The sequence below is a fragment of the uncultured Microbacterium sp. genome (genome assembly GCF_963521695.1).
Taxonomy (GTDB): Bacteria; Actinomycetota; Actinomycetes; order Actinomycetales; family Microbacteriaceae; genus Microbacterium.
Genome location: NZ_CAUQWC010000126.1, coordinates 1 through 9,816, shown reverse-complemented (window position 1 = coordinate 9,816; position 9,816 = coordinate 1). Strand labels below are relative to the sequence as shown.

At 66.6% G+C, this 9,816-nt stretch carries 12 protein-coding genes, 1 tRNA gene and 1 other RNA gene; 5 read left to right on the top strand and 9 right to left on the bottom strand.

Going from position 1 to position 9,816, the window contains the following annotated elements:
• The first annotated feature begins 124 nt into the window (after positions 1–124).
• Positions 125–526, top strand: a complete 402-nt coding sequence (locus RWP81_RS10380) for a hypothetical protein (RefSeq protein ID WP_314455813.1) — start codon at positions 125–127, stop codon at positions 524–526.
• Positions 527–615: 89 nt separating this feature from the next.
• On the opposite strand, the gene RWP81_RS10375 is transcribed toward RWP81_RS10380, so the two are convergent.
• From RWP81_RS10375 to RWP81_RS10365, 3 genes are all read right to left on the bottom strand, one after another.
• Complete coding sequence (locus RWP81_RS10375) at positions 616–903, bottom strand: hypothetical protein (RefSeq protein WP_314455810.1); 288 nt, start codon at positions 901–903, stop codon at positions 616–618.
• A gap of 425 nt (positions 904–1,328) precedes the next feature.
• Positions 1,329–1,886: a hypothetical protein gene (locus tag RWP81_RS10370; protein ID WP_314455808.1), complete on the bottom strand. Its 558-nt coding sequence runs from the start codon at positions 1,884–1,886 to the stop codon at positions 1,329–1,331.
• Between the two features lie 18 nt (positions 1,887–1,904).
• Positions 1,905–2,714: a hypothetical protein gene (locus tag RWP81_RS10365; RefSeq protein ID WP_314455806.1), complete on the bottom strand. Its 810-nt coding sequence runs from the start codon at positions 2,712–2,714 to the stop codon at positions 1,905–1,907.
• A gap of 775 nt (positions 2,715–3,489) precedes the next feature.
• On the opposite strand from RWP81_RS10365, the gene RWP81_RS10360 reads away from it, so the two are divergent.
• Positions 3,490–3,711, top strand: a complete 222-nt coding sequence (locus RWP81_RS10360) for a hypothetical protein (RefSeq protein WP_314455804.1) — start codon at positions 3,490–3,492, stop codon at positions 3,709–3,711.
• On the opposite strand, the gene RWP81_RS10355 is transcribed toward RWP81_RS10360, so the two are convergent.
• The gene (locus RWP81_RS10355; RefSeq protein ID WP_314455801.1) at positions 3,700–4,266 is read right to left on the bottom strand and encodes a hypothetical protein; all 567 of its coding nucleotides are present in this window, start codon (positions 4,264–4,266) and stop codon (positions 3,700–3,702) included. The genes RWP81_RS10360 and RWP81_RS10355 overlap by 12 nt on opposite strands.
• A gap of 92 nt (positions 4,267–4,358) precedes the next feature.
• On the opposite strand from RWP81_RS10355, the gene RWP81_RS10350 reads away from it, so the two are divergent.
• Together RWP81_RS10350 and RWP81_RS10345 are read left to right on the top strand one after the other, a co-directional pair.
• Positions 4,359–4,523, top strand: coding sequence for a hypothetical protein (locus tag RWP81_RS10350; RefSeq protein WP_314455797.1), 165 nt, complete (start codon positions 4,359–4,361; stop codon positions 4,521–4,523).
• Positions 4,520–5,467, top strand: coding sequence for a Fic family protein (locus tag RWP81_RS10345; RefSeq protein ID WP_314455794.1), 948 nt, complete (start codon positions 4,520–4,522; stop codon positions 5,465–5,467). Before RWP81_RS10350 ends, RWP81_RS10345 begins: the two co-directional genes overlap by 4 nt.
• Positions 5,468–5,519: 52 nt before the next feature.
• On the opposite strand, the gene RWP81_RS10340 is transcribed toward RWP81_RS10345, so the two are convergent.
• The 4 genes from RWP81_RS10340 to RWP81_RS10325 all read right to left on the bottom strand — a co-directional run bounded on the left by RWP81_RS10340 (position 5,520) and on the right by RWP81_RS10325 (position 8,763).
• A complete protein-coding gene (locus RWP81_RS10340) occupies positions 5,520–5,873 on the bottom strand; it encodes a hypothetical protein (protein WP_314455791.1) in 354 nt (117 codons plus the stop codon).
• Between the two features lie 44 nt (positions 5,874–5,917).
• Positions 5,918–6,290: RNase P RNA component class A (rnpB, locus tag RWP81_RS10335), an RNA gene on the bottom strand.
• A 31-nt stretch (positions 6,291–6,321) separates the two neighbouring features.
• Entirely contained in the window at positions 6,322–8,019 is a 1,698-nt protein-coding gene (locus RWP81_RS10330; protein ID WP_314455788.1) for a bifunctional 3'-5' exonuclease/DNA polymerase, read from the bottom strand.
• 15 nt (positions 8,020–8,034) lie between these two features.
• The gene (locus RWP81_RS10325; protein WP_314455784.1) at positions 8,035–8,763 is read right to left on the bottom strand and encodes a C4-type zinc ribbon domain-containing protein; all 729 of its coding nucleotides are present in this window, start codon (positions 8,761–8,763) and stop codon (positions 8,035–8,037) included.
• Positions 8,764–9,028: 265 nt separating this feature from the next.
• Here RWP81_RS10325 and RWP81_RS10320 point away from each other — a divergent pair.
• Positions 9,029–9,101 (top strand) — tRNA-Val (locus RWP81_RS10320).
• A gap of 3 nt (positions 9,102–9,104) precedes the next feature.
• Here the strand turns inward: RWP81_RS10320 and RWP81_RS10315 are convergent.
• Complete coding sequence (locus RWP81_RS10315; protein ID WP_314455781.1) at positions 9,105–9,800, bottom strand: DUF1345 domain-containing protein; 696 nt, start codon at positions 9,798–9,800, stop codon at positions 9,105–9,107.
• Positions 9,801–9,816 lie beyond the last annotated feature (16 nt).

The following is a 9,816-nucleotide window of genomic DNA, read 5'->3' as shown; positions in this document are numbered from 1 at the left end:
ACAACGCGGGCATCATCGGCGCGGCCTCGCTCGCCGTTCCCGTTCCCGAGGCGCTCCCGGCGGTCAAGTAGGGCGCTCGACGGCGTGCCATTCAGGTGACTTTCAGCCTGGCTATGGTGAAGGGATGAAGCGTTCTCTCGCCCTCGCCGCGTCCGTCGTCGCCCTCGTCCTGCTCGCCGGCTGCGCCAGCGAGACCACCGTGGAAACCATCACCATCACTCCCGGGCAGACCGGCACGTTCACCAGCGGCGACTCGACCATCGTCGTCGGTGGCGACGCGACCGACGCGCCGCGCGACGAGGCCGCCTACCTGTCGATCGCGCGTGACGAAGCTCCCGAGGGCAGCGTCGTCGAAACCGCTTCCGACGCCGACCTCCTGGCCGCGGGCCAGGCCGCCTGCGACCAGCTCGCTCAAGACGTCGACGACGAGAAGATCAGTGTGACGGTGGCGGGGAAAGCCCTCGCGGCGGGCGGCGATGACGTATTCGCGATCGTCGATGCCGCCTCGCTATCGCTCTGCGCGTGACCGTATCGTGGCGCGGCTGACCGGGATGCGGCGTCTCGCTGCGAGTGGCGCGCTCTCAGCCCGGGCCGTTGATCCGCCGGCAGCGTCGCTCAGCTCGCGGCGTCACGCACGCTGACGGCGTTGCGCCACACGACCGGCGCCCAGTGCCCGCCTTCGCACGGCACCTCGAGCATGACCACGCGGTCGTTGCCGCCGGTCGCCCAGGCCGGTTCGCGCGTGGCCGCGCGATTCGGCCACGTGACCCACGCCCATACCGGGCGCTTGTGCGCGTACCACTCGATCGAGCGCACGCCCCACGTCTCGGGCTGCAGGGTGCAGGGGGCGATGGATGCCAGCACCCGCGCCACCATCTCGTCGCTGACCCTCGTCGAACCCATGCACCGGACCCCTTCCCCGGCCGTGCTCGATGTTAGAACATAACTCCGACATTCACCCCCGCGCTGGACGGGACGCGCATCGTTCACCCGCCTGCATAGGGCGACCCTCCTGAGGCAGGGGGCCAGCAGGAGGGTCGATGGGTATTCGGCGCGAGGCGCCGGTCGGTTTGGAGTGGCAGGGTCGAGCATCGACCTGGAGTTGTGTCGACCTGACGGTCTGCCAACCTGGTGCGACAGCGCGGCGCGTTCGTACAGATAGCGCGGCACGCTGTACAGATACTTGCCCAAACCCCGTGGGTGTCGCGGCCCTCTCCTTGAACCGCCTACCCAATTGCGCGCTCCCTTTCCGGCGGAACCGACGTTTCAGGAAGCTGTCTCCCGGTCTGCAACGGAAGACGTTAGGGCCGATGTTGTGATTTATATGCTTAGCTTGATTCCTCAGTGACGATAGCGTTAGTAACCTGCATCACCGTTCGAATGACGGCGGTCAGTTCGAACAATGCGTACCACCATAACCACACGGAAAACAATAAAGAGAGATAGTGCATTGGGGCATCTTCAATGGAGACACCGGCGGGAATGACAGTTGCGTCACGACCAAATACTATTGCAAGGAACGAGACGATGACAACCGCGACCTGCACCATCGCGGCCCAAGTGAAAACAAAGGCCAGGTCACTGAAGGCAGCGAAATCGGAGCCTTTCGACCTAAGAGTTGACCACCTCTGAATTCGTTCCGCCCCTGGGACGCCGAACGCAATGCCGACCCCAGCTATGGCCGCAGCAAAGCTAAGAGCGGCGTAGAGAAGACCCGCGTCCGCGAGGTCTGTGACCGGCATCGCTGCAACCGGCAATGAAGGGGCGGCTGCCGTGAACGCGACCGCAAGTCCAAGCGCCACCCAAGGCGCCGTGTCATGTGATAATTGCCGACGACGTTTCCAGACATGAGTACGCCAGAAGTCGCCTCCGTTGGCAGGTCGCATCAGTCTCCTTTTCAGCGACTAGGAAGAGTCGCTGTCGTCTGACTCGCTGGTGAGTGCTTCCGCTGCGGGCGCGAGTGCGTCTAGCTCCTCCATCGGCGTCGCACCTCTCTTGACCCGCACCGAGGTCTTCCGTTGAAAACGGTTCAGATTAATTGTCTTGTCTCCGGCTTCGCCGGCTTCAGACCCCGTGACTATCACGTTTCGAAGCGAACTAATCCGCTGTCGAGCGAGTCCGAGAATGTCGTGGACGATGCCCCTAGACACGGATAGCCCTTCGCCCCGAGGGGCGCGCATCTCAACCGTCGCCGAATCGGCACCCGATTGCTCCGCGTAATCATGGATTGCGTTATGGCCGTCGGACCAGTCAAAATTAGGCTGTTTCACGGTAACGGAGACCTTCTTGATGGTATCCAATTCACGGACGGCCGTGTCGAAGCCGTCTGTCGACGCCTGATTTAGATCAATGCTCAAATCATCGTAACCAAATTCGCGGCCTTCCATCTGCAGATACCGCTCTATCAACATTGAGCCCACGCCCGGACGCTTGGACTCGACGGCAACCATTCGTGAGTCGGGGTTAACGATCACCCACGTCCCAACGACGAACAATCCTCCGTCTACGTCGACAGGTTCTTCTTGACCGGTACGATCGTTGAAGAATATTGGGACATCGAATTCGTTACCGGAAATAAAGCGCAAGGCGAAGGTTCCATCGTCTTGCCTGAACGCGGCAGTCAGGGCCACCATCTGGCCGACAATCCGTCGTCGGACGGGTATCTCACCTGCGCGATTCACTATCTTGTCGAAGAAATCTTTGTAGTCGATCACCCCGTCGCGCACTCTGCCATGGATGGAGTATGCGACGAGCGTGCGACTACGCGTTTCATTGTTGACCAACGTTGCCCCCAAGACTGATGTCAGCGATGAGGTTCAATCATGACAGGGAACGGTCGCACCGATGAAACGTTTTGCGTTGACTGATCCCCGGGGTCGATACCTGGCATAGTCCGAGTCCTAAGTTAGTTTGCCGCAAATCTCGCACGTTCCTGGTCCGCCAGGGCGGGGCGAGCACGTGCGCCGGTCATCAGCTACGGCGTCTGCTGGCGGTCCCCGAGTAGCGGCTCGCTGGTTCGTGCGCGGCAATCCGGTTCGCCACTCACCCAATCCCCGGCATTGAAAACCTGTTGCTGCACCTACCGCTGGGAACTCAACTTGGATGTTCTGCAAAGTGAGGACGTCTGACGGCGAATTGGCTTGTCCTCGGATCAGGCGACAAGCTGTGAGTCTCCTGCGTGCGACGGGTCAGCAGACCGATCCCGAAACGTTGACGTGTCCGCACGCAAGTCCGGTTACAAGAAGATGGGGGCGAATGGGCCGGCCTGTACGCCGGGTTCTGAGCGCACTGGTTACGGTGATGAACGGGATTTGCAGTTCAGTTGAGTAATGCCCGGTCGTGGGCCGAATCTTGTATGCGGCGCTTGATGGTCTATGAAGTGGGCGTGAGGGCATTCTGCGGACTTTCTGCGGTCTGCGTGCGGACTCGCGGACCCGACGCGGTCCGCCCCCCTTCCAGAGCGAACGCGGTGTGCTCCACATTGCCGACATGGCATCAGGATTCGACGGCATCATGGCCAACATCACCGCGAGAGCTTCAGAGCTGGCACACGAAAAGGCGGCGGAACACGTCGCTCGTATCGCCCGGGAGCGTAGCCTCGCCTCAGCCGACGGCATCAAGATCGATGCGAATACAGACGCGAGCGCTCTATCGCTCGACGTCGAACGCGTCCGTTCCCGAGCGAACGAGATCCTTCGCTCAGACGTTTGATCGTGGGGCCGGCCAGTGGCCGGCAGACGGGCGGCCGACAACCGCATACGCCTGGCACAGCTCCAGCACGGGGCGCGATGCGCAAATCTTCATCATCGCCGCCACGTCGTCCTCTGACGGGCGATCGGCCGTGTAGGTGTCCATACCATCGCAGGACGGCGTGATGTTGCGGAGAGCGTCCTGGAGGGCTGCGAACTCCCGAGCGCCGCGCATCGGAGCGACGTTCCCCAGCGGATCACCGTCAGGGGCGCGCCGCGGTCGGGGTGCTGCTGTGTGACGCGGTGCGCCCGCCTGACGCCGTTTCGTAGCTCGGGGCAGCACCGATGCCACCACGGCGCCCGAAGCGTCCCGGAGGCGGTCCCGGGCGATCCTCGCCTGATGCACCGGATCGGCCTTCATCCGCTCGCGCCAGAACGCCAACAGCGCATCCTCACGGATCATCCGACGGCCGTCCACCATCGCGAACGATAGGCCCATGCGTCGCCACCGCTTGAATGTCTCGACGTGGCTGCTGGTCCGCGCTGCGGCCTGGTCATACGTGAGGAACTTCGGCATCGGGGTCCGCCTTCCATGCGGGTGCAACGATCCTGGCACGGGTATTGCCGGATGCCTGGTGGCACACAGCATGGCTGAATACAGTGGGCGTCATGTCCATCACCCGCGAGAACCAGGATCAGCCGTTGACGTTCGTGAACGCCCCAACGGTGACGCGTGATGGGGTCACTTACGTCGATCAAGCTGCCGCGCGTGAACTGGTCCGTCGTCTGGCTGTGCGCGACGCAGAACTGCTCGCCCGCCTCGCGCGCGAATGACTGTTCTCTATATCGACTTCGAGACCGTCGCCGAGATCAACGCGGAGCACTGCGGACCAGGTGCCGGGGTTCGCGATGAGGCCGGGATCCGAGCTGCGCTTGGCCGCGCGTCTGCCACGTTCCTGGGGGTCGATCTCGCTCCCTCCCTCGTAGCCAAGGCTGCCGTCATCATGCACGGGTTGAGTAGCACGCAGTACTTCTACGACGGAAACAAACGCACAGCTTGGCTGGCGAGCAATCTCTTCCTGGAAATCAACGACGCGCAGTTGCGACGCATGCCCGTGATCAACGCGGAGGCGTTCGTCGTCGCCATAGCCACGAAGGCCTTCGAGACGGAGGACGAAGGCGCTCAGCCCGCCCTCGACAAAGCGAAGGATTGGTTCACCCACAACCGGCTTCGCATGAAAGATCGGCTAGGCTACGCCGTGCTGGCGATGGACGGTAAGGGAGATCGAGACAACGACACCTTCAGCGCTGAGGGGGCGCAGCTCGGAGCGATCGCCCTGTCGGCGTTTCCGCACCTCACGATGCTGACCGCCATAGTCCGCGTCAACTTCACGCTGGAAGACGCCTATCGGGATTGGTCGTTGCGGGTCACCATTGACTCACCGACCAACGCCGCGCGAATCGTGACCCCGACCGCGAAGACGATGCGCTACTTGGCGGAACACGACGATCTCCCCGACGACTTCGACTTGACACGCGACGTAGAAGACTTCAATGAGAGCGTCGCTCTCGCTCTCGAAGACCTCACCGGTCGGCATGAGACGGGCGTGGTCCCAGCTCTCACGGTGATGACCCTGCCCGTCGTATGTAACTCCCCCGGACGCGCCGATTTTGTGTTCACCGTCAACGGACAGTTCCTGGCGCGTCGCGCCTTCGACGTGGAGTACTTGCCCGACGAGCGCTGGGAATTCTCGATCGCCGACCTCGCCGCCGACTGAGACGGCCACTCACTGGAGCCGCAGCTGGGCGCGCGAATGCAACCGCGAACAGCTATAGCGGCTTCACCATGAGAGTTGGCGCGTCCACGTCGAACGAGGTCTGGACAGAGCAGGACACCACGACGAGCACCACGACCTCGACAGGCCCGGGACGGATTGCCGCGAGAGTGCCGAACCTCATGCTCGCCCCGTTCGTGACGGACGCCGCGAGACGCGCAGACGCACCCGCCGAGCTGCCCGGGATCGTCGCACCTGTCGCAGAATCCCGAACGGCCATCCTCAGCGAAATCGCCGCAGAGCCGGAACCGAACAGCGTCATCCGGGCGTGACCCGTCGACACCTCGACCAGGGCAGACCCCGCCGATACGAACTGGAGGACCGTCCCCGTCGCGAACACGCGTTCCACCCAGCAGCAGCGCATAGAGAAATACCCGGTCAGACGGGAAGGGGCGAATGGGTCGGCCTGTACGCCGGGTTCTGTCCGGGGGCGTGAGCCCCGTGGACGGTCATCTCTCTCGGCGACACGTTGCCGTGCCGCTCCAGCGGCCTACCCGGGGACTCGGCGAGCCGCGTCGTCATCCCCTGTCTGGCCTTGCTCCGGACGAGGTTTACCTCGCGGGTCGTGTCACCACGACCCCGGTGGTCTCTTACACCACCCTTTCACCCTTACCCGCTCCCACGACGAGCGCGGTGCGGGCGGTCTGCTCTCTGTGGCACTGTCTCGCGGATTGCTCCGGGTGGGCGTTACCCACCGTCCTGCCCTGTGGAGCCCGGACGTTCCTCGGCACGGGCGAACCCGTGACGCGACCGTCCAGCCGACCCATTCGCGTCACCCAGTGTACCGGCGGGCGCGCTCAGCCCTTCTCCGCCGTCTGGCCGACGCGCAGGTCGAGGGGGAAGTCGATCGGGAACGCGCCGAAGAGCAGCCGGCCCGCCGATGCAGCCGACTCGCGCACCGCCTCGGCCACGGCATCCGCGTGCTCGAGGGGGGTGTGCACGACGATCTCGTCGTGGAGGAAGAACGCGAGGTGCGGTGCGCGTTGGAACACCGCGCCCGATGCGGGCGCCGCGCGGGTGGCATCCACCTCGGGGAGGGCGGCCAGGCGCGCGCGCAGGTCGGCCAGCCACGCCAGCGCCCACTCCGCGGCCGTTCCCTGCACGACGAAATTGCGGGTGAAGCGGCCCCGGTCGCGGGCGGAGCGGCGTGCGCGGGTCTCGTCGACTCCGGATGCCGCGGCGTCGCTCGCCCGCGACTGCAGCTCACGCCATGACTCCCCCGCCAGGGGCGACGTGCGCCCGAGCCACGTGTGCACGACCCCGCCGTCCTCCCCCGTGCGGGCCGCATCGTCGACGAGCTGCATCGCGCGGGGGAACGTGCGCCGCAGGCGCGGCAGCAGACGCCCGCTCTCACCCGTCGTGGCGCCGTACATCGCGCCCAGCATCGCGAGCTTCGCCTCGGCGCGGCTGGCGACGGCTCCGCGCTCGACGATGCCGGCGTAGAGGTCGCGACCGGATGCCGCTTCGGCCAGCGCCGTGTCGCGCGCCATCGCCGCGAGCACGCGCGGTTCGAGCTGGGCGACGTCGGCGGTGACGAGCGTCCAGCCGGCGTCTGCGCGGACGGCCGTACGCAGCGAGCGCGGGATCTGCAGTGCTCCCCCGCCCGACGAGGCCCACCGGCCCGTGACGACACCCGCCGGGACGTAGACGGGGCGGAACCGGTCATCGCGCACCCATTCGTCGAGCCACGCCCACCCGTTCGCCGTGTACAGGCGCATGAGCTTCTTGTAAGCGATCAGCGGAGCGACGGCGGGGTGGTCGTGCTCGGCGAGCTCCCACCGGCTCGTGGACTGCACCAGCAGTCCTGCGCGGTGCAGCGAGCGCAGCAGGCGCGGCTGCGAGTCGAGCGAGGCCGAGGGGTCGCCGAGTGCCGCCCGCACGGCGACGGCTGCCTGCTCGATGCGGGTGGGCAGCCCTCCCCCGCGCCGGGCGCCGAGTTCGCTCTCGAGGAGTTCTTCGTGCGCGGCACGGCTCCATGGCACTCCCGCGGCGTGGAGTTCCGCCGAGATGAGCGCCCCCGCCGACTCGGCCGCGCACAGCAATCGCAGCGCGCCGGGTGTCTCCGACGACGTGATCGCGGCGACCTGGCGGCGGTACTCCGCCATCGCGGCGTCGGCGCTGTCGGGGACCCCGGATGCCGAGTCGCCCAGGTCGAAGAGCGTGTCTCCGCCGACGGGCACGGCGCTGTCGGCCTCCCATTGCGCGGCGTCGCGGAGTCCGTGGTCGTCGGTCACCGCCCGCGCCTGGCGGAGGATGGCGTGCACGAGCCGGAGGTCCCAGGCGCGGGCGACGCGCACGCCGGCCGCGAGCAGGCGCGGATAGGTCACGGAGGTGTCGGCCCAGACCCATCGAACGTCGCCCGCGCTCTCTCGCATGGAGACGGCGTCGGCGAGGGCGTCGATCTCGACGGTGCCCGACGGCACGGCATCCGGCCCCAGGGAGACGAGGGCGAAACGCCCGGTCGCGCTGCGCCCGACGACCGTGTCAGAGACCACGGACGCCGATCGGGGTCATCGGGATTCTTCGGTGCGAACGAGGATCGCGCCGCACTCGGGGCAAAACACCACCTCGTCGGTCTGCGAGCGGCGCACCACGTTGAGGTCGCTGGGCGGCAGCACCATGCGGCATGCCTCGCACGCGCCGGCCTGGAGGAGCCCGGCCCCGTTGCCGCGGGAAGCGAGACGCTCGTAGAGGGCGAGCAGGTCGGCGGGGATCGAGGCGGCGACGGCGTCGCGATCGCGACGCGCACCCTCGAGGCGGGTGGTCGCGTCGGCGACGGTGGTCTTGGCCTCGGCGCTGAGCTGCGCGCCCTGCGCGTTGGTATCGGCGATCAGTGCTTGTTGCTCGGCGACGGCGGCGTCGGCCGTTTCGAGGCGCTCCATGAGGGCGATCTCGATGTCTTCGAGGTCGTCCTTGCGGCGCCGGAGCGACACCAGCTCGTTCTCGAAGCCCTGCGCCTGCTTCGCGTTCGACGAGGCGGCGAGCCGCTCGGTGTCGCGGGTGATACGAGCATCGACCACGGCGACGTCGGACTCGAGACGCTTCAGTTCGGCGGTGATGTCGTCACGCGCGTTCGACCGGGACCCGAGCTCTTGAGAGAGCGTCCCCCGCTGCGCGATCAACGCACGAACACGCTCGGCCTGCGGGGGGTTCGCGGCGACCTTCTCGTCGCGGTGGATTCGCGCGTCGAGGTCGGCGAGGTCGAGCAGTTTGCGCTGGTCGGCGGGATCGGCATTCACGGGCTCAACGCTACCCCGGGGGTGGGACATCGGCGGTGCGTCCTCGGACCAGGGGGCGCCGCGGCTCCCAGTGGTCGTCTTCGCCCGCGCGGCGAGATCACTCGATCCGTACGAGATCACCTGACTTTCTGCCGAACGGTGTGTGATGTCGTGAAGGGGATGTGATCTCGCGGCTGCCCGGCGGATCGGCGCGGGCATCGGGGCGGCGCGGGCATCGGGATGAGGCGGGCCTCGGGGCGGCGCCGCGCTAGACTCGTGGCATCCCGGGCCTTTAGCTCAGCTGGTAGAGCGCCACGTTTACACCGTGGATGTCGTCGGTTCGATCCCGGCAGGGCCCACCCTCAGTTCAGGACGTTCACGCTCCGCGCGATGACCAGCGCGAGCAGGATGAACCCCGACACCGCCTGCACCATCATGAACAGCTTCGCGCGCGCGGTCAGCGGCATGACGTCGGTCGGGCTGAACGCCATCGCGTTGGATGCCGAGAAGTAGAGGTAATCGACGTAGCCGGGCGCCCAGTCGTCGACGTCGGACGAGCGGCGCCGCACCTCGCTCACCGCGTCGCCGTCGGAGTCCTGCGGGAACTGGAAGTCGGCAGCGGGCAGCGCGTCGCGCAGGTCTCGGCGACGGGCGATGGGTCCGCCCCGGTCCATCTCCCAGTAGACGACGGCATAGCCGATGACGTTGATCGCCCACACCTGGGCCGCTCCGAGCAGGGTCGTGGCCCCCTCGCCCTCCCCCTGCAGCAACTGGCGGATGAGCAGCACGAGGGCGACCTGGTTCGCGAGCAGCAGCAGCGCCGTGAACGCCAGTGCGAAGCCGCGGCCCCAGCGTGAATCGCGCGTCAGCCGGGAGGGGTTGGTGGCGATCATCGGGATCGCGCAGAGCACACCCGCGCCCACCACGACGTAGCGGAGCACCCCCGACGCCTCGCTCGGCAGGACGGCGTACAGACCCGTCCCGACGGCGAGGGCGATGAGCACCGGCCACCGATGCTCGGGGCGTGTGCGGAACGCGGCGGGATCCTGCGGGCTCACGCGCTCAGGCTAGACC